General features: G+C 63.7%; 19 protein-coding genes and 1 pseudogene. 13 read left to right on the plus strand and 7 right to left on the minus strand.

Annotated elements, in window-relative coordinates:
* Positions 1-41: 41 nt before the first annotated feature.
* The 4 genes from RFM98_RS21810 to RFM98_RS21825 all read left to right on the plus strand — a co-directional run bounded on the left by RFM98_RS21810 (position 42) and on the right by RFM98_RS21825 (position 2,173).
* On the plus strand, positions 42-803 hold the full coding sequence (locus tag RFM98_RS21810; RefSeq protein WP_320310896.1) for a Crp/Fnr family transcriptional regulator: 762 nt from the start codon (positions 42-44) through the stop codon (positions 801-803).
* Between the two features lie 198 nt (positions 804-1,001).
* Positions 1,002-1,328: an ElaB/YgaM/YqjD family protein gene (locus RFM98_RS21815; RefSeq protein WP_320310773.1), complete on the plus strand. Its 327-nt coding sequence runs from the start codon at positions 1,002-1,004 to the stop codon at positions 1,326-1,328.
* 6 nt (positions 1,329-1,334) lie between these two features.
* Entirely contained in the window at positions 1,335-1,799 is a 465-nt protein-coding gene (locus RFM98_RS21820; RefSeq protein ID WP_320310774.1) for a phage holin family protein, read from the plus strand.
* A gap of 167 nt (positions 1,800-1,966) precedes the next feature.
* Entirely contained in the window at positions 1,967-2,173 is a 207-nt protein-coding gene (locus tag RFM98_RS21825) for a hypothetical protein (RefSeq protein ID WP_430682335.1), read from the plus strand.
* A gap of 7 nt (positions 2,174-2,180) precedes the next feature.
* Here the strand turns inward: RFM98_RS21825 and RFM98_RS21830 are convergent, their stop codons facing one another.
* Positions 2,181-2,705: a diacylglycerol/lipid kinase family protein gene (locus RFM98_RS21830; RefSeq protein WP_320310903.1), complete on the minus strand. Its 525-nt coding sequence runs from the start codon at positions 2,703-2,705 to the stop codon at positions 2,181-2,183.
* Between the two features lie 78 nt (positions 2,706-2,783).
* Positions 2,784-3,101, minus strand: a pseudogene (locus RFM98_RS21835) (diacylglycerol/lipid kinase family protein); the annotation flags it as partial.
* A gap of 242 nt (positions 3,102-3,343) precedes the next feature.
* Here RFM98_RS21835 and RFM98_RS21840 point away from each other — a divergent pair.
* Positions 3,344-4,711 carry a PRC-barrel domain-containing protein gene (locus tag RFM98_RS21840; RefSeq protein WP_320310775.1) on the plus strand — a complete coding sequence of 456 codons (1,368 nt, stop codon included), beginning with the start codon at positions 3,344-3,346 and terminating at the stop codon, positions 4,709-4,711.
* Between the two features lie 162 nt (positions 4,712-4,873).
* Here RFM98_RS21840 and RFM98_RS21845 read toward each other — a convergent pair whose 3' ends face one another.
* Positions 4,874-6,427, minus strand: a complete 1,554-nt coding sequence (locus RFM98_RS21845; RefSeq protein WP_320310776.1) for an alkaline phosphatase family protein — start codon at positions 6,425-6,427, stop codon at positions 4,874-4,876.
* A gap of 214 nt (positions 6,428-6,641) precedes the next feature.
* Here RFM98_RS21845 and RFM98_RS21850 point away from each other — a divergent pair, with 214 nt between their 5' ends.
* From RFM98_RS21850 to RFM98_RS21875, 6 genes are all read left to right on the plus strand, one after another.
* On the plus strand, positions 6,642-7,574 hold the full coding sequence (locus RFM98_RS21850) for a VOC family protein (RefSeq protein WP_320310777.1): 933 nt from the start codon (positions 6,642-6,644) through the stop codon (positions 7,572-7,574).
* 4 nt (positions 7,575-7,578) lie between these two features.
* A complete protein-coding gene (locus RFM98_RS21855; RefSeq protein WP_320310778.1) occupies positions 7,579-8,208 on the plus strand; it encodes an alpha/beta hydrolase in 630 nt (209 codons plus the stop codon).
* 1 nt (position 8,209) lies between these two features.
* Positions 8,210-8,509 (plus strand): GNAT family N-acetyltransferase, encoded by a 300-nt coding sequence (locus RFM98_RS21860; protein ID WP_040998912.1) that lies wholly within the window; start codon positions 8,210-8,212, stop codon positions 8,507-8,509.
* A 261-nt stretch (positions 8,510-8,770) separates the two neighbouring features.
* Entirely contained in the window at positions 8,771-9,829 is a 1,059-nt protein-coding gene (locus RFM98_RS21865; protein ID WP_320310779.1) for a dipeptidase, read from the plus strand.
* Between the two features lie 188 nt (positions 9,830-10,017).
* Complete coding sequence (locus tag RFM98_RS21870) at positions 10,018-11,328, plus strand: flavin monoamine oxidase family protein (RefSeq protein ID WP_320310780.1); 1,311 nt, start codon at positions 10,018-10,020, stop codon at positions 11,326-11,328.
* Positions 11,329-11,638: 310 nt separating this feature from the next.
* The gene (locus RFM98_RS21875) at positions 11,639-12,049 is read left to right on the plus strand and encodes a hypothetical protein (RefSeq protein WP_320310781.1); all 411 of its coding nucleotides are present in this window, start codon (positions 11,639-11,641) and stop codon (positions 12,047-12,049) included.
* A 247-nt stretch (positions 12,050-12,296) separates the two neighbouring features.
* On the opposite strand, the gene RFM98_RS21880 is transcribed toward RFM98_RS21875, so the two are convergent.
* Together RFM98_RS21880 and RFM98_RS21885 are read right to left on the minus strand one after the other, a co-directional pair.
* Positions 12,297-14,399, minus strand: coding sequence for a GAF domain-containing sensor histidine kinase (locus RFM98_RS21880; protein WP_320310782.1), 2,103 nt, complete (start codon positions 14,397-14,399; stop codon positions 12,297-12,299).
* A gap of 34 nt (positions 14,400-14,433) precedes the next feature.
* Positions 14,434-15,162: a response regulator gene (locus RFM98_RS21885; RefSeq protein ID WP_320310783.1), complete on the minus strand. Its 729-nt coding sequence runs from the start codon at positions 15,160-15,162 to the stop codon at positions 14,434-14,436.
* A 93-nt stretch (positions 15,163-15,255) separates the two neighbouring features.
* Between RFM98_RS21885 and RFM98_RS21890 the strand changes: the two genes are divergently transcribed.
* Positions 15,256-15,957, plus strand: coding sequence for a winged helix-turn-helix domain-containing protein (locus RFM98_RS21890; RefSeq protein WP_320310784.1), 702 nt, complete (start codon positions 15,256-15,258; stop codon positions 15,955-15,957).
* Between the two features lie 71 nt (positions 15,958-16,028).
* On the opposite strand, the gene RFM98_RS21895 is transcribed toward RFM98_RS21890, so the two are convergent.
* Positions 16,029-16,193 carry a hypothetical protein gene (locus tag RFM98_RS21895; protein WP_320310785.1) on the minus strand — a complete coding sequence of 55 codons (165 nt, stop codon included), beginning with the start codon at positions 16,191-16,193 and terminating at the stop codon, positions 16,029-16,031.
* 136 nt (positions 16,194-16,329) lie between these two features.
* Complete coding sequence (locus RFM98_RS21900) at positions 16,330-16,662, minus strand: hypothetical protein (RefSeq protein WP_320310786.1); 333 nt, start codon at positions 16,660-16,662, stop codon at positions 16,330-16,332.
* A 350-nt stretch (positions 16,663-17,012) separates the two neighbouring features.
* Here RFM98_RS21900 and RFM98_RS21905 point away from each other — a divergent pair, with 350 nt between their 5' ends.
* Entirely contained in the window at positions 17,013-17,468 is a 456-nt protein-coding gene (locus tag RFM98_RS21905) for a L,D-transpeptidase (RefSeq protein ID WP_320310787.1), read from the plus strand.
* Positions 17,469-17,580: the final 112 nt, after the last annotated feature.

Consider the following 17,580-nt stretch of genomic DNA (forward strand, 5'->3'; position numbering starts at 1 on the left):
CTATGCGCCCGACAGGGCAGGGATTTCGAAGAGGGGTCGAAATGTCCGGCCAAAGCGTACGTTCGTTTGCCAGTCGTCAATACCCTTGCGAAAAGTGTCCGCTGCGGCCACTGCCCGCCTTTCGCGAATTCGACAAGCAGGAATTGTCCTTTATCAGCACCTTCAAGCGCGGCGAACTGGCAGTCGATAAAGGGGCGACCGTATTGGTCGAGGGAAGCCATAGCGCTCATCTTTATACGGTGCTTTCGGGCTGGGCGTTTCGCTACAAGCTCTTGCCCGACGGCCGGCGACAAATTCTCAATTATTCGATGCCAGGCGATCTCATCGGCTTGCAAGGCAGCCTGATGGGCGAGATGCAGCATTCCGTCGAAGCATTGTCGCCAATGCTGCTGTGCGTTTTCGAACGCGAACAGTTGCACGAACTCTACCGTAACTATCCGGGCCTTGCCTACGACATCACCTGGATCGCGTCGCGCGAAGAGCGCATGCTGGACGAGAACCTGCTCAGCATCGGCCGCCGCACAGCGCTCGAACGCGCCGCCTATCTCATCGCCTTCATTGCCAGCCGGGCGCGCGGCGTCGGCCTCAATGGCAAGACGCCGGTGCAGATTCCGATCACGCAGCAGCACATCGCCGACACGCTTGGCCTCTCGCTTGTCCATACCAACAAGACGATCCGCAAGCTGATGGACCGCAAACTGGTCGTGTGGCGGGACGGCGGCTGCGAGGTTGGCGATTATGATGGACTGAAGAAGCTCGCCCGCTGGGAGGGCCTCGGCGAGGAGCGCAGGCCGCTGATTTAGAGTGGTTCAGCGTTTCATTGAATCGCCGACCCGCTCTGAGTATTTTTGCAATTTCCGGACGGTTGGCTACGGCGAAGCCGTCGAGTCCAACCGTTTCACATTCTTCCTGGGATTGCCTTGGAGCGCCCTGAGCCGCGAAGACTGGAACCTTGGCATCGAACGGACGTTGAAACCGACGCAAACGCAAGGAGTTAGAGAATGGCAACCGCTGCCGGCAAATCCGCGACGAACGAAGCAACCACCGCCGATCTGGAGGCCGATATCGAGCAACTGAAAGCGGACATCCAGAAGCTCACGGAGCAACTCGCCAAGACAGGTCAGCACGGCTATGGCGCGGCCCGTCGCGCCGCCGCGGATGGCGTGGAACAGTTGCGCGCGCAGGGCGAAGCCGCGTTCGAGAGCGTCCGGGGCAGCGCCGAGGATATAGAAGCACAACTGATAGCCAAGGTGCGCGAGAAGCCGGTGACGTCACTGGCAATCGCGGCAGGCGTCGGCTTCCTTTTCGCCCTTCTTTCCCGCCGCTAGCCTCAGATGGGGACGCTTGTCTCGCTGATCTCGGCCTTGGCTTCGGGCGAGGCCATGGCCGCTTTGCAAAGAGCGCGGATGACGGCGATCCTTTACGGACTTGCCGCAGTTCTTGCCCTGTGCGGCGTCGGCTTCCTCATCGGCGCCGCCTATATCTGGTTGGCGGGGCGCTACGGACCGCTGGCGACCAGTCTCGGCTTCGGCATCGGGTTCCTGGTGATTGCCGGCCTCATCCTTGTCATTCACAAGCTGACGATCGGGATGCGGGCCAAGGGGCGTGCAAGACGGCGCCAGGCCGACATGACGGCGGTAGGCATTACCGCGGCGCTCGCCCTGCTTCCGGCGCTTGCCAAGAGCAAGGGCGGGTTGGGCGCCGTTGTCGCGCCCGCTCTGGCTGTCGTCGCCTACGCCATCTATCGCGAGAACGCCAAACCCAGGCCGCCCAAGCCGGACCCGGAAGACATGCCTTAGGGCGGTTCGCCTTTTCCCAGAGCCGCTGACCCGCCAGGTATTTGCTTTGACGGCCGACTTGTCCGTCACGCTCCCCAATCCGTCACGGACTTGCCACCGGTTGGGAACCTTCCCGAATAGAGCCCGTTACCGCCTGAAGCGCCCGCCGCCGCGCAGGATGGAGGCCGATGGTGACCAAGATCATACCTGAAGACAAAGCGCGCCAGGGACATTGGGGATGGCATGCTCTCAGAATCCTTATCGCCGGGATGTTGCTCGCTTTCATCGCGTGGGGGGCAGTCGAGATTTACGGGGAGCTGATCAAGTCGCCGACGACGCAGCAGAGCGTGCCGACGGCGCCGGCCGCAGAGCAGAAATCCACCCAAGGGAGCTGATCTTTCCTCACGCCGCCTTTGCCTGCGTGTTGCTCGCAGGGACAAGCACGTTCAGTGCGCCAGGGTGAATCTCGATTGTGGTTTCGCGTTCGAGCCTGATCAATTCGCCATCCAGGACGGCGCTGAACTTCCTGGTGGGCGAGTGGATTTTCAACACCGCCTTGCCAGCCTGATGCACCTCGATATGCGCGCTTTGGCGCCACCTGCCGCGCAGCGTGTCGAGCAACAGCTTCGCCAGATCATGACGCCGGCGCGCGACGCTGACATAGATGCCGAGCACGCCGCCAGCCGGGTTGTCGGCATAGGGCAGATGGCCTTCGCCGAACAGATTGTTGCTGATGCCGATACCGGTGGTACGGGTGACGATTTCGACCTTGCCGATGGTCAGACTCACCTTGAGCGCCGGCGGGTTCTTGATCGTTGCCCAGGCGGCGCGCACGGAAGCCTGCATTTTCCCAAGGCGCGAGCCAAAATCCATCTTTTCGCGCAGCTGAACCATCTTTGCGTGCATGCCGATGGAAAACTGATGCACGAAAGGCTGACCGTTGGCGCTCGCCATATCGACGGCGATTACCTCTCCGTCGGCGAAGGACTTCAACGCAGCCTCCAACGTTTGCGGAATGCCGAGGCCGCGGGCGAAGAGATTCATCGTACCGGCCGGGAGAATGGCCAAGGCTTTTTCCTTGTTCATGAGAAGGGATGCGGCCGTGGAAATCGTCCCGTCGCCGCCGGCGGCGAGGATGACGTCGACGTTCCGCTTCGCAATGGCTCTTTCCAACGCCGTGGCGATGTCGCGACCGGCGACGATTTCGATCTCAACAGAATGTCCGGCAGCTTCGAGTATCTGACGCAGCTGGTCGGAAAAAGCCTGGATGTCGATGGTGCGAAGCATGCCACCGTCCTGGTTCAGCACTGCAGCAAACCGCATACCCACTCCGTGTCATCCTCAGCATGGCTGAATGACGCCTCAGCCGCAGGCTGGAACGGAAGTGCCGGCGCAAAGGTTCCCGCGGGGGTCAGGAATCAGAGCGGCGATGCCGACATGGCTTTTTGGAACAACGTCACGGTCACAACGTTGTGAACCTGTCGACAATGCCGCTTCCGACCTGCCGATCCGAGGCTAGGCCCAGGGAGCGTCATGCACGAAATCAGGCACGAGGAGAGACCGTCATGATCCGCACCCTTTTTGCGACAACCGCACTTGCAACGCTGGTTGCAACCGGCGCTTTTGCGCAGACGACAACGCCTGCGCCGGCTCAGGCTCCCGCAGCCGAAAACCCGGCTCCGGCCATGCGCGCCGAGGGCGCGCTGATGACCAACATTATCGGCGTGTCCGTCTATAACGGCACCGGAGACGATGCCCAGGATATCGGTAAAGTCGACGATGTCGTCTTCGATTCCAGCGGCAAGGCCAAATCCGCCATTATCGGGGTAGGAGGCTTCCTGGGCGTCGGTAAGAAGGACGTCGCCTTCGACTACGGCAAGCTGGAATGGGCCGAGAAAAATGGCGACCGCTGGCTGGTGGCAAAGACTACCAAGGATGAGCTGAACGCCCAGCCGGCATTCGACCGCAAGCCATACGATCCGGCCCCGGCGCAATCAGCCGATGCGACGCAGCCAGCCGCGACCGACAGTACGGGAGCGCAGAAGCCAGCCGCGGTGCAGCCGGCCGAACCGGTGAAGAAAGCGGAAGGCAACCTCGCCACCAACATCATGGGTGAGTCGGTCTATAACGGCACTGCGGACGATGCCCAGAAGATCGGCGACGTGAAGGACATCGTGCTTGCCAAGGACGGCAAGGCGGACTCGCTGGTGATCGGTGTCGGCGGCTTCCTCGGCATTGGCACGAAGAACGTCACTTTCGACTTCGCCAAGGCCAAGTGGGCCGAGAAGAACGGCGACCGCTGGCTGGTGGCGGAGACCACCAAGGAAGAACTGCAGGCGCAGCCGGACTTCAACCGCAAACCCTATGATCCGGCGCCCGGCTCCACGACGGCTGCAAGCAATGCTCCGGCCACGACCACGCCCGCGGTGGTATCGTCGGACGCAACTTCCGACAAGGGAGCCAAGCCGGCGCAACCGGCCCAGGCGACCGCCGAGACCAAGCCCGCGGCGCCAGCACCGACAACGGCTGAAAACAAGCCGGCCGATAAGGGCGCTGCTGCCACCGACCAGACCGAGACCGCGTCGATCGACAAGTCGACGCTGACCGAGATGCCCATGGGCAATATTCGAGGCGACGACCTCAAGGGCACCACTGTCTATGGTGCCAACGACGCCGAGATCGGTTCTATCGGCGACGTCGTGCTGACGCCCGACAACAAGCCTGACGCGGTCATCATCGACGTCGGCGGATTCCTCGGCATCGGCGCCAAGGAAGTGGCGGTCGGCATGGACAAGCTCAAATTCATGGCCGACAAGGACGGCAAGAAGTACCTCTACACCAACTTCACCAAGGAACAGCTGGAGGCCCAGACTGCCTATGACAAGGGTAGTTATGCCGCCAATCGCGACCAGCAGCGGATGATGTTGAAATAGGAATGAGGCAGTAGGGATTAGGCAGTAGGCAGTAGGTAAAAGAAGAGTTGCCAAAGCGCCTCGGCGATTGGGAATATTCTACTGCCTACTGCCTACTGCCTACTGCCTACTGCCTACTGCCTACTGCCTACTGCCTACTGCCTACTGCCTACTGCCTACTGCCTACTGCCTACTCACATAGCCGGCCACGCCATCGTCCGTCAGTTCCGCCAATGCCAGCGACTGATCGAGGTGGGCGGCGCGCCAGGCAAGCATCTTCTCGGCGAACTTGAGCCGCACCGGCAGATAGGCCGGATCGTCAGCCACGTTGTTCAGCTCGCCGGGGTCTTTCGACAGGTCGAACAGAAGCGGCGGCAGACCGCCACCGAAATGGACATATTTGAAGTCGCCCGTGCGGATGGCGGCGAGGTTGCATTGTTGTGAGCCGATGCCGAAATGGCGCTCGGCATCGCCTCCGGCGATTGTACGGAAATCAAACTCCCAATGCGCGGCGTCGCGCCAGGTCTGCGGCTGCCTGCCGTCGATCCAAGGCGCGAGCGAGCGGCCGTCGAGATGGCGCTGCGGCGCTGCACCGATCAGGTCGAGCAGGGTCGGGAAGATGTCGACGGCCTCGGTGAAATGGTCCACCGATGAGCCGGCCGCGGCTCTTCGGCGCGGATCGCGGATGATCAGCGGAATATGGTAGCTGGCGTCGAAGAAGCCGCCTTTGCCGAGCATGAAATGGTCGCCCATCATCTCGGCATGGTCGGAGGTGAGCACGATGACGGTGTCGTCCCAGGCGCCTGCCTGCTGGAGCCCCTGCCAGATGCGGCCGAGTTGTGCGTCGACCTCGGAAATCATGCCGTAATAGATCGCACGGATGCGGCGGAAGTTCTCCTCGCTCCAATCCGGCACCTTGCCCTCGATGCCGGGGACGAACTTTGTCCTTTTCTGACTGGCGAGATCGTAGGCGAGGTAGGGGTGGCTCCGGGCTTCGGCTTGCCAGTTTGCCGCGCGGTTGAAAGCGGGACCTTCAGCCGGATCGTACATGGTGTTGTAGGGTTCCGGCACGATGAAGGGCGGGTGCGGGCTGATGAAGGAAATGTGCGCGAACCATGGCGCGCTCTTCTCCTGCTCGCCAAGCCAGCGGATGAATTCGCCGGCCAGGAAAGCGGTCGGCGTCTGGTCCTTCGCGTAGATCGGAGGTGCGTTGGTCACATCGCGTTCCGCCTGCCCGCTGACCGGGCGGTGGATGTCAGGACTGCCAGCGCCGGCGTCGATGCCTTGGGCCCGCAGCCATGACAGCCACTGCTTCTGATGCTCCGGCAGGGACTGCCGCACGGTGAAGCCGGGCAGAACGCCTTCATAGCTGCGCAGCCGCGGATCCTCGGCCGCAAGCTGGCGCGGATCGAGCGAGACATCGGTGTAGCCGAACAGGGTCGGGTCATAGCCAGCCGCGCGGGCCGAAAGCGCGATGTTGCCATGACGCGCGTCGAGCGGCGTGCCGTTGCTGCAGACGCGATTGTTCATCTGGTAGAGGCCGGTATAGAGGCAGGCGCGGGCCGGCGAGCACGGTGCTGCCCCGCCATAGTGGCGTCGGAAGAGCACGCCTTCGGCTGCGAGCGCATCCACATTCGGCGTCTTCACCACCGGATGGCCGGCCGCCGACAGGCAATCGCCACGCCACTGGTCACAGGTGATGAGGAGAACATTCGGGCGGCTCGTCGGATTGTCCAAGATTGTCTCCTTGTGGAAGGGCCCAGATGGAACGGAAATCGCCGGCGTTGCAAGCCGACGCTGGTGATGGATTGGTGAACATATTTCGAACAGCCGTTCACTTTTATGAAACAGTCCATCCTGTGTTTGCCCGCTTTGCCACTGGCCGGGCTATCCTCATATTGGCGTGGACAGCGGCGAGGGCCGCATAAGCACAAGGGAAAGGAGCAACATCATGCTCAATCAGATCAAGGGTCTGCATCACGTGACCTCGATGGCCAGCGATGCGCGCCGCAACAACGAGTTCTTCACCGGAAAGCTCGGCCTGCGCCGGGTCAAGAAGACGGTCAATTTCGACGCGCCGGACGTCTACCATCTCTACTACGGCGATGGGGCCGGCACGCCGGGCTCGGTGATGACCTATTTCCCGTTCCCCGATATCGCCAAGGGCCGGCATGGCGTCGGCGAAGTCGGCACCACGGTGTTCTCTGTGCCGGAAGGCACGCTCGCCTATTGGGAAAAGCGCTTCGCCGATGAAGGCGTGGGCAACGTTGCCCGCGCGGAAAGCTTTGGCGAGAAGCGCCTCACCTTCACCGGTCCCGACGGCGACAGCTTCGCTCTGGTCGAGGACAAGGCCGACAGCAGAGCGCCCTGGGTCAAGGGCGGCGTTCCCGGCGACGAGGCGATCCGCGGCTTTCACTCTGTCTCGCTCAGGCTGAAGGATGGCGGCGCCACCGAGGAGCTTTTGAAGTTCATGGGCTATGAGGAGGTCGACAAGTCGGGCAACGTCCGCCGGCTGGCGATCAAGAACGGCAATGGCGCCGATGTCGTCGACATCGAATCGCTGCCGGGCGCCGGCTTTGCCAATCTCGGCGCCGGCTCGGTGCACCATGTCGCCTTCGCGGTCGAGGATCGCGCCAAGCAGCTCGAAGTGCGCAAGGCGCTTGTCGACACGGGCTATGGCGTGACGCCGGTCATCGATCGCGATTACTTCTGGGCGATCTATTTCCGCACGCCGGGCGGCGTGCTGTTCGAGGTGGCGACCAACGAGCCGGGCTTCGACCGCGACGAAGACACCGCGCATCTCGGCGAGGCGCTGAAGCTGCCGTCGCAGCATCAGCATCTGCGGCCTTACCTCGAAGAGCACCTGCAGAAGCTGGAAGACTGAAGCCATGAGCAAGGACGCTTACATCCACAAAATGCTGCCCGGTTCGCCGGGCAGTCCGCTGCTCTTCGTCTTTCACGGCACCGGCGCGGATGAGAACCAGCTTCTTGGTTTCGGTCGCGAGCTTGCGCCTTCGGCGACGATCATCTCGCCGCGTGGCGATGTGTCGGAGCAAGGTGCTGCCCGCTTCTTCCGCCGCACCGGCGAAGGTGTCTACGACATGGACGACCTGGCGCGCGCGACATCGAAGATGGCGGGCTTCGTCAAGGCGCATGTCGAGGCGGCAAAACCCTCGGCGGTGTTCGGCCTCGGCTATTCCAACGGCGCCAACATCCTGGCTTCGGTGGTGTTCGCGCAGCCGAACCTGCTCGACGCGACGGCGCTGATGCATCCGCTGATCCCGTTCGAACCCGATGTCCAAGGCAGCCTTGCAGGCCGCCGTATCCTGATCACGGCGGGCAGGCGCGACCCAATCTGCCCGCCCAACCTGACGTCGCGGCTCGAGGCCTATTTGCGCGCCGACGGCGCCGATGTCACAGTGGAATGGCACGACGGCGGGCATGAGGTTCGGCCGAATGAAATCGAAGCGGCGCGGCGGCTCTTTGCGCCGGCGCCGGCTGCCGAAGGAGGCAAATGAAATGGCTGACCAACTGCCCGAGATCGAACTTGAGGACCACGGCTCCAAGGGGCGCTACGTGCTGCGCGGACCAGGTGGCGCCGAGGCCGAGATGACTTTCACCAAGATCGGCGAGCACCAGCTCATCATCGATCACACCGAGGTGCCGGATGTCTTTCGCGGCCAGGGCGCCGGGCTTCGGCTCGTTACCCGCGCGGTCGAGGACGCGCGTGCGGCCGGCAAGAAGATCATCCCGCTCTGCCCCTTCGCCAACGCCCAGTTCCGCCGCCACCCGGAATGGGCGGACGTGCTGAAGCAGTAAGCGCCTTCTCCTTCTCCCCTTGTGGGAGAAGGTGGATTGGCGCGCAGCGCCAAGACGGTTGAGGGGTGCTCCAGCGGAGTGAGGCGTCGGCTTTCTCTGGAACACCCCTCATCCGGCCGCTTCGCGGCCACCTTCTCCCACATGGGGAGAAGGAAAGAGCCGGCCTTCGCATTTGCACGGCTCGGCCATCTTGCCTAAGTTGACGGTTCGCTCGGACGAAACTTGTCGTCCCGCCCGTCTCCGATTTGAATGGCTTCCCTGATGACCGATACCGACCTGATCCCCGTTTTCGACGGCCATAACGACACGCTTCTTCGGCTCTACCAGTCGAAGGAAGCCGACGTTGAAAAGCTGTTCATCGAGGGGACGCCGGGCGGCCATATCGACCTGCCCCGCGCCAGGAAGGGCGGCTTTGCCGGCGGCATGTTCGCGATCTTCCCGCCGCCGGTCGAAAAGTCGAAGCGCAGCGCCGTGCCGCCCGCGCCAAGTGACAATGAGCCTCTGCCGCCGGAACTGCCGCAGGCCGAGGCGATCACCTCGACCATCGGCATGGCTTCGATCCTGTTCCGGCTGGAGCGCGCCGGCGCGCTGACCGTCTGCCGCAGCGCCGGCGATGTGCGCGAGGCGATGGCAAAGGGCTCGATCGCCGCGGTGTTCCATATCGAGGGCGTCGAGGCGATCGATCCCGACCTTGCCATGCTCGACGTGCTGCATGCCGCCGGGCTGCGCTCGCTGGGCATCGTCTGGAGCCGCCCGAATGCCTTCGGCAATGGCGTGCCGTTCCGCTTCCCGTCCTCGCCCGACACCGGACCTGGCCTCACCGATCCCGGCAAGGCGCTGGTCAAGGCCTGCAACAAGCTCAAGATCATGATCGACCTGTCGCATCTCAACGAAAAGGGTTTTCGCGACGTTGCCGATCTTAGCGATGCGCCGCTGGTCGCCACCCATTCCAACGTGCATGCGATCTGCGGCCATTCGCGCAACCTGACCGACTGGCAGCTCGGCGCGATCCGCGAGACCGGCGGCATGGTGGGCCTGAATTTCGCCACCGGCTTCCTGCGCGAGGACGGCCGCATGAATGCCGACACCAGCCTCGACATCATGGTGCGCCACATCGATTCGCTGCTGCAGGCGCTGGGCGAGGATGGCGTCGGCCTGGGCTCCGATTTCGATGGCGCCATGATCCCGGCCGTCATCGGCGACGTCGCCGGCCTGCCCAAGCTCACCGACGCGCTCGCCGCGCGTGGTTTCGGCCGCGCGCTGATCGAGAAGATCGCCTATCGGAATTGGTTGGGCGTGCTCGAGCGCACGATAGGCTGAGCCGGCGCTACTGCGCGTAGCCGGTGCGGTGCAGTCGGCAAGGGGTCTTCGTCGAGCCGGGCACGCAGGAAGCTCCGGTAGTCTCGACAAACATCCGGAGGCGACGAAGGTGCTTGACAGGGGTGACGGCGCCCCACTCATCTGCGCGGTGGAGGCCGGTCGAATTGCCGGCAGATCAAGGCGGGCTATTGAGCAGCAAGATCGAAAGAACCGACGTTGCAATCGTCGGCGCCGGCTTCACCGGTCTCGCCGCTGCGCTCGAACTGAAGCGCGCCGGCATCGATTTCCTTGTGCTCGAAGCGCGCGACCGTGTCGGCGGCCGCGTGGAAGCCGTGCAAAACGGGCTGGGCGAGCGGTTCGACAGTGGCGGCCAGTTCCTGTGCGAGGACATGCCTGAGGTGATGGCGCTGGCCAAGGCGCGCGGCAAGACCTTCGTCGAGACCTATGTCGAGGGCAATTTCGTCACCTATCCGCCGATGCCGGTCGAGCGGGCGGTGAGGACCTATCATGCCGCGATGGCGATCCGCGAGCGTATGAATACGATCGAGCCGGACGATCCGGCGATCGCCGGCTTGAGCGTCGCTGACTGGCTCGAACGCCAGAACGACTCGATCGAAGCCAAGGCCGGCTTCCGTTCGATGATCGAAGGCCTGTGGTGCCTGGCGCTGGACAAGGTGCCGCTCTGGCACCTGATCGACAATGACCGCCGCATCACTAACGAGGTCCCGGAGCTGCAATATTCCTTGCGCGAAACCATGCAGTCGCTTGCCGACGATCTGGCGGGCGATCTCGGCGAACAACTGCGGCTCAACGACCCGGTCACGCGCATCGAGCACGGGCACGAGGGCGTTCGAGTCTCCACGATAAACGGTACGGTCGAAGCGCTCGCGGTGCTGGTCGCGCTGCCACCGGCGACGGCCGCCAAGCTCGATTTCGAGCCCGCCTTGCCGGCAGCGCTGGCGAAGGCGCTGGGCGTCTGGGAAAGTGGCGCGGTGATCAAGATCCTGGTGCGCTTCGCCAGGCCATTCTGGCGCAAGCGGAGCCTGAGCGGCATGGTGATGTGGCGCGACCAGCCGGGGCTGTTTGCTTGCGATTCCAGCAAAGATGCCGAGCATGCCGCGCTCACCGTCTTCGTCGGTGGGCCAAGGGCATTGCGCTGGCGCGAGTTCGGCGAGGCGGGGCTGCGCGCGGAGGTGACGGCGAGGCTTGTCGATGCGCTCGGCCCGGATGCGGCCGACATGCTCGATTTCAGCCGCCGCGACTGGACGCATGACCGCTGGAGCGGCGGCGCCTATAGCGATCTCATCGTCGATGTGACGGCAAGGTACGCCGAGCGCACCATTCTTGCCGGCGCGCCGCCCGTCCATTTCGCAGCCTCGGAATTGTCGCCGTCCTTTCCGGGCTATGTGGAAGGCGCGATCGTTGCGGGCCGCAGCGCTGCCCGGAAGCTCGCGGCCGAGCTCCAACGGGTCGTTGCCGGCAGGGCGTCGCGGTCGTAGGCGAGGCGGGCGCCGACCGCGGCCGCCGTTCCGAGCGAGCCCTCGGGCTTGTCGGTTTTGACGCGGCCAAAAATCTCGCCGACCGGAGCGCTGTGTGAGGTCGCTTACAGTCCGCCGCGTCCGACAGGCGCATGTGTCCCTCAAACCAGAAGCGGAACGCTCGCTGGCGGCAAGCAGGGACAGAAGGCGGTGGCGACGAACCCCTGTTTCAATCCTGTTACACAGGCAATCCTCGCCAATCATCCGGCTGTTACCTGGTGCGATTAAGTTCGTTTCATAGCAAAAAGAAAGATAACGAAGGGAACAACCGATGTTTGCGAAAGTTCGCGCTGCCGATGCTAATCGCCGCCTGCATGGCCCGGTACGCAATGACCGCCGGCCGAAGCTTGCGCTGCGCCAGCGCGCCAGCGACCATCCGATGGCGATGTTCATGCTGATCGGCGCCTGCGCCTTCGTCGGCATGCTGGTCGCACCGGCCTCGGGTCCTGCTTTCGCGTCGATCAATCCGCCGGCCAATGTCGTCGAGGGTGCGCAGACCACGCTCAAGACCGCCCGCCTGCCGGAACCCTCGATCGACTTTGCCTGCAAAGGCCAGAACTGGGGCGCCGAGAGCATCGACTGCCTGCGCGCCATCGCCGAGCAGTCCGGCCAGCACAGGGCGCGCGCGGTGCGCATGATCGCCAACGCCGCGCCGCTCGCCAACACGCCGAACATCTTTTAAGTCCTCCCCTGAGCGCGCCCTCCTGCGCTCCAGTCAGGCTCCCGCTGCATGGTCGGTCGGGAGCCTCTTTTTTCCGGATCTGCCGGGATTCAGGTGAAGCCGGCCTGCGAGTGGCGGTTCCCTGCGCTTCCGGTGCTCACGTACTTCAAGTACGCTCCGCTCCGGTTCTCGGAAACCACCACTCTCGACTCGGCTTGACCTGAATCTCGGCAGATCCTGCGGCGGCGCGAAGCTACGCGACCTCGGCTCAAATGTGGGCGCCGTTGTCGGCGGCGGCCTCGTCCGCCACGACTGAGAGGATGCCGCGAACGTCGAGCGTCGAAAAGGGCTTCTCCAGAATCTGCGGCCGCTGCAGCGGCGGCAGCGCCTCGATCTCCGCCTTGGCGCCGATCAGGTCGCCGGTCACCAGGACGAAGCGCTTCGCCAGCGCCGGCTTTTCGGCAAGCAGTTCGCGGTAGATCGCCATACCGCTGGTGCCCGGCATGCGCAGGTCTGAAAAGACGATGTCCGGCGGCATATGGCCGCCCAGCACGTCGGCGGCGGACGTCCAGCTTGCCACCACGCGCGACTTCAGGCCCATCAGTTCGAGTATGTCGGACAATGAGGCGGCGACGTCCGGCTCGTCGTCGATCACCAATGCATGGCGCAGCCCGCTCGAACGCGCCGGGCCTTCGCCGGGCTTGGCGCTGTTGCCCGCGATCGCCGGCAACTGCACGACGAAGCGCGCGCCGTGCGGCTCAACCTCCTCGAACCAGATATTGCCGTTGTGCCGCTCGACGATCGATTTCGAGATCGACAGGCCGATGCCGGTGCCGACGCCGACCGGCTTGGTGGTGAAATAGGACTCGAAGATGCGCGAGCGGATCGCTTCGGGAATGCCCGGGCCGTTGTCCTCGATGGAGAAGCCCGGATTGCCGCGCTCGCCGCGGAAAGTCCGCACCTTGATGCGCCGCTCGCCGGTGATGCCGACAAGCGCGTGCTGGCTGTTGATGAGGAAATTCGCCGCGACCTGCGTGACATGGTCGGCATCGGCCATGGCAAGCAGCGGTCCGTTGGCGAAATCGGTGTCGATGACGATGCCGCTGGAACGTGCGCCATAGGCGGTGACCTCGAGCGCCGCCCGTACGACCTGGTTGAGGTCCGTCTCGGCCTGCTCGGTCGGATGCAGGCGAACCATCGACAGGAAGCTCTTGACGATACGGCCGCAGCGCTCGGCGGCGGCACGCACCTTCTCGGCGCGCACCTTGGTCTGCGGGTCGCTGGCGAATTCATGCAGCAGCGTCGACTGCGCCACCACCACCGCCAGCGGGTTGTTGAGCTCGTGCGAGACCCCGGCCAGCAGCGAGCCCATCGCCGCCATCTTCTCGTTCTGGTGCAGCTTCTCGCGCTGGCGGTTGATCTCTTCCTCGGCCTGCAGCTTTTCGCGCAGGTCGCGGATCGAGCCGAAGATCAGGCGGCGGTCGGCAACGCGCATTTCCGTTGCCGTCAGTTCGATCGGAAAAATCTCGCCGGCGGCGTTCTGGGTGACGGTTTCCAGGCGCTGGCCGACCATCGGCGCGCCGCGGCCGGCCATGTATTCGGCGCCCGAAGCATAGCCTTTGCGGTAGTATACCGGAACGATGGTATCGAGCAGATCCTTGCCGAGAATGGCGCTGCGCTGGAAGCCGAACATCTTCTCGGCGGCCGGATTGAACTCGATGATCGAACCCGTCTCGTCGATGACGATGATGGCGTCCAGCGAGGCCTGCAGCATGGTGCGGCGGATCACTTCGCTGGCATGCGCCTCGGACGGCGAGTGCTCGATGGCATCGCCGATGGCCAAGGCGATGATGTGCAGCGTCGCTTCTTCCTCGTCCGTCCATTCGCGCTCGTCGACGCAGTCGTTGACAGCCAGCGTGCCCCAGAGATGGCCATGCGCGAAAACCGAGACCGAGAGGAACGACTTGATGCTCTGCTTCTCGAAATCCGCTCGCAGGAAACCGTCGAGGTCACGCGTATGGCCGGAGAAAATCTTGCCTTGCCGTTCGTCCTCCTGCAGCCGCTCCAGCAGCAAATCCGAGTTGATGATCGACTGCATGATCACCGTGGGCGACGCCAGCTCGCCGCCGAAATCCGGGTCGATCCAATAGGCGGCGACGGATTGGGCGAAGCCTTCGCTCGGCAATTCGCGCAGGCGGAAGAGAATGCCGCGCTGGCAATCCATTTTGCGGCACACCGTTTCCAGTATGCCGTCCATCTCGCGCTGCCAGTCGCCCGCTTCGCGCAGCCGGCGCACGACATGGACGGCCGCCATCGCGGCGCCACCCGGACGCGAGCCATGCATATCGGCGCGTGCTGCATCAGCAGTCATGGTCGGCCGTCTCTCGTAGCCCGCGTCGGCGGGCTCAATTGCTGTCGCCGCTCGGCAGCGAGAAGATATAGCCTTCGCCACGCACCGTGCGCAGGAATTTTGGATTGGCGGGGTCGGCCTCGATCTTCTTCCGCAACCGCATGATGCGGATGTCGACGGCGCGCGACGATTCCGGATCCTCGACGAAGCCGATCGCTTCCGAAATCGCCGCCCGCGTCAGAAGCCGGTTGACGCGGGTGAGGAAAACCTCGAGCACGTCGAATTCGCTCTTGGCCATTTCGATGACCGCACCATTGGCGCCGATGACCATGCGGCCGTCGAAGTCGGCCTGGAAGCCGCCGAAATTCATGAAGCGGCGATTGCCGGTTTCGGCCTTCGCCGCTTGCGGCTCGGCCGGCTGCGGCACGCGGCGCAGCACGCTGCGCACCCGCGCCAGCACCTCGCGCAATTCGTATGGCTTGACGATGTAATCGTCGGCGCCGAGCTCCAGCCCGACGATGCGGTCGAGCGCGGTGCCGGCGGCCGTGGCGTAGATGATGCCGATCTGGGTCTTGGAGCGCAGCCAGCGGCCGAGCGACAGCCCGTCCTCGCCGGGCATGGCGATGTCGAGGATCGCGAGGTGGAAGGACTGCGCCTCAAACAGCGCGCGCGCGGCCGCGGCGTTCTCGGCCGTGACGACGTCATAGCCGCTGGCGCCAAGATACTCGGCCACGGCTTCCCTCAGATCCGGTTCGTCCTCGACGACGATGATGCGTGCCTTCACGACGCGCTCGCTCCCGCTTTCAGCGGAAAGTAGATTGGGTATAAACATGATGTCCAGCACTCATCTCGAGTTGTCTGTGGCGGGGTGGAGAAAATGGCCGCACGATCCGTCATTGCGCTTGTGTCCGTCGCCGAAGTGGTGGCGGGCGATCTCGCCGACCATCTCGACCGGCGCGGGCACGACGTGCGCCAGGCGCGCCAACCCTGGGAGGCGGAGACGCTGCTTTCGGCTGGCGGCATCGATATCGTGGTCGTCGGCGACGATGTCACCCAGGCCGAGGGCCGCGAACTGCTCAGGCGCTATAGCAGCCAGGGCGGGGGTGGCGAGGGCGGCCCCGACTTCATCCTGATCTGCCGGCCGCGCGATCTCGTCGACAAGGTGCTGGCGCTCGAACTTGGCGCTGCCGATGTGATCGAAAGCCCGCTCAACGTGCGCGAGCTTGCAGCGCGCATCGGCGGCCTGCTGACCAGACGCGGCAGGGCCGCCGGGGAACTGATCGTGCTCGAGAACGCCACCGTCGACCTGCGGTCGGCCATGGTCATGCATCGCTCGGGCACGGAGGATCAGCTTTCTCCCGGACAGGTGGCGCTGCTCAGGCTGTTTCTGGCGTGCCCGCGCAAGGTGCTGACGCGCGACGACATCATTGCCGCGGCTCCGGCCGAGAATGCCGACGCGTTCGACCGGTCGATCGACTCGCGCATCGTGCGGCTGCGCCGCAAGCTCGACACCGAGACCATCACCACCATCAGGGGCGCCGGCTACCGTTTCGATCCGCCGGTCCCGCGCAATGAATGACTTCGAGTCGGCGAGGCGTTTGAGCATCGGATTCCCCACAGCGGTGGTCTTTTGGGTCCGACGCCTTGCGCTCAGCGCACCACGATGACCGAGGGGCCGGATGGAACGTCAGCACTGGCGGTTATCTCGGCCCGGGCGCGCTCCTTGAGCAGTACCGTCGCAAGCGCGGCAAAGCCGAGCAAACCTTGCGCGTAAAGCAGTGCCGAAAGCACCGAGGCAGCAAATTTCGTCTTCATCTCTTTAAATCCCCAATCTCGAAATCCTAGAGCGCTTCACCGTTTCACGGAAACGGCGAACCGCTCTATCCCTTTGTTTTTACTCAATTCCGGGCGGAAAACCGCCCACACTTTTCCTGGAATTGCTCTAGGTGCTTCAGGAAACTCCCGAAGCGCCCGCGCCGCTGACGGAGCCCCCCGCTGCGGCGCGGGCCTTCGGTCCTCTCGGCAGCAAGTAGCCGGAGGGGCCGCGTGTCCTCATCAGCCGAAGGCCGACCCGCCAGAGGGCCCTCAGCCGGTGGACGCGCAGGCTGGAAACAATCCAGACCGTGGCGATGAACAGAGCCATGTGCAGCGTCGAAACCTCGCCGGAATTCATCGCCGCCAGCGCCGTCACCGGGTTGCCGGCCACTGAGCCGGCGCCGCCGAGCACGATCGCCGCGACGCTGATCCTGAGAAGCCAGGAGCGGAGTTTCGATTTCCTGTCCATTTTCGTTTGCAGATGTCTGTTCCCGTTGCGTCTAATCTGCCGCCGGCCTGTATCCGCATCATGCCGCCGGCGACGCACTTTGTTGCAGATTGGTTTCGAAATTGGCTGCGTGCCTTTCATATTTGCCCGAAATGAACTTTCGTTTCCGGTCTTGGCTCATTGTGCGACAGTGGCCGCCTCTGCCGGAAAAGAAATCCGCAGTACCTCGTGGTGGGCCTGCAGTTAACTTTTGGAAACGAATTCGAAACAGAAACGAGCATCAAGCGAAATAGGTCTGAAACGGACGAGCCCGATAAGAGCCCCATCGAAATTGAAGCCGGACACAACGGCAAAAACAGAGAGGGATCGTCATGCATACCGCCATTTCCGCCAAGCTCATCCACATCACCGCCGCCGCTCTCACCGGTGCGGCGCTGCTCTTCGGGGCCGGCAACGCCGCCCACGCCAACCAGATCGTCGCCAAGGTTTCGCTGTCGCAGCAGGTGATGGAAGTCACGGTCGATGGCCGGCCGACCTTCACCTGGAAGGTTTCGACAGGCGACAGGGCGCACATCACGCCGACCGGTTCGTTCAAGCCGACCCGCATGCATGAGATGTGGTACTCGAAGAAATACGACAACGCGCCAATGCCGCATTCGGTGTTCTTCAGCGGCGGCTACGCCGTTCACGCCACCTATGCCGTCAGCCGCCTCGGCCATCCTGCCTCGCATGGCTGCGTGCGGCTGCATCCGGATGCCGCGGCCGATTTCTATCAGCTGGTCGAGGCCTTCGGCCCCGGCAACACCAGTATCGTCATTGTCAAGTAACGGGCTGGGTTAAGCAGCGAACTGGATCAAGTAGCAGGCAGGTTGCCGCCTTCAGCGATTTTAAGCCGAAGCCGTGAGGCCACCGCCAAAAAAAGAGGCCGGAAATTCCGGC

Origin of the sequence: Mesorhizobium australafricanum, from assembly GCF_033977265.1 — a bacterium.
In the GTDB taxonomy this organism is placed as follows: domain Bacteria; phylum Pseudomonadota; class Alphaproteobacteria; order Rhizobiales; family Rhizobiaceae; genus Mesorhizobium; species Mesorhizobium australafricanum.

Coding starts and splice junctions, on each gene's coding strand:
- RFM98_RS21810 (WP_320310896.1), top strand. CDS start 42: ATGTCCGGCCAAAGCGTACGTTCGTTTGCCAGTCGTCAATACCCTTGC.
- RFM98_RS21815 (WP_320310773.1), top strand. CDS start 1,002: ATGGCAACCGCTGCCGGCAAATCCGCGACGAACGAAGCAACCACCGCC.
- RFM98_RS21820 (WP_320310774.1), top strand. CDS start 1,335: ATGGGGACGCTTGTCTCGCTGATCTCGGCCTTGGCTTCGGGCGAGGCC.
- RFM98_RS21825 (WP_430682335.1), top strand. CDS start 1,967: ATGGTGACCAAGATCATACCTGAAGACAAAGCGCGCCAGGGACATTGG.
- RFM98_RS21840 (WP_320310775.1), top strand. CDS start 3,344: ATGATCCGCACCCTTTTTGCGACAACCGCACTTGCAACGCTGGTTGCA.
- RFM98_RS21850 (WP_320310777.1), top strand. CDS start 6,642: ATGCTCAATCAGATCAAGGGTCTGCATCACGTGACCTCGATGGCCAGC.
- RFM98_RS21855 (WP_320310778.1), top strand. CDS start 7,579: ATGAGCAAGGACGCTTACATCCACAAAATGCTGCCCGGTTCGCCGGGC.
- RFM98_RS21860 (WP_040998912.1), top strand. CDS start 8,210: ATGGCTGACCAACTGCCCGAGATCGAACTTGAGGACCACGGCTCCAAG.
- RFM98_RS21865 (WP_320310779.1), top strand. CDS start 8,771: ATGACCGATACCGACCTGATCCCCGTTTTCGACGGCCATAACGACACG.
- RFM98_RS21875 (WP_320310781.1), top strand. CDS start 11,639: ATGTTTGCGAAAGTTCGCGCTGCCGATGCTAATCGCCGCCTGCATGGC.
- RFM98_RS21880 (WP_320310782.1), bottom strand. CDS start 14,399: ATGACTGCTGATGCAGCACGCGCCGATATGCATGGCTCGCGTCCGGGT.
- RFM98_RS21890 (WP_320310784.1), top strand. CDS start 15,256: ATGGCCGCACGATCCGTCATTGCGCTTGTGTCCGTCGCCGAAGTGGTG.
- RFM98_RS21895 (WP_320310785.1), bottom strand. CDS start 16,193: ATGAAGACGAAATTTGCTGCCTCGGTGCTTTCGGCACTGCTTTACGCG.
- RFM98_RS21900 (WP_320310786.1), bottom strand. CDS start 16,662: ATGGACAGGAAATCGAAACTCCGCTCCTGGCTTCTCAGGATCAGCGTC.
- RFM98_RS21905 (WP_320310787.1), top strand. CDS start 17,013: ATGCATACCGCCATTTCCGCCAAGCTCATCCACATCACCGCCGCCGCT.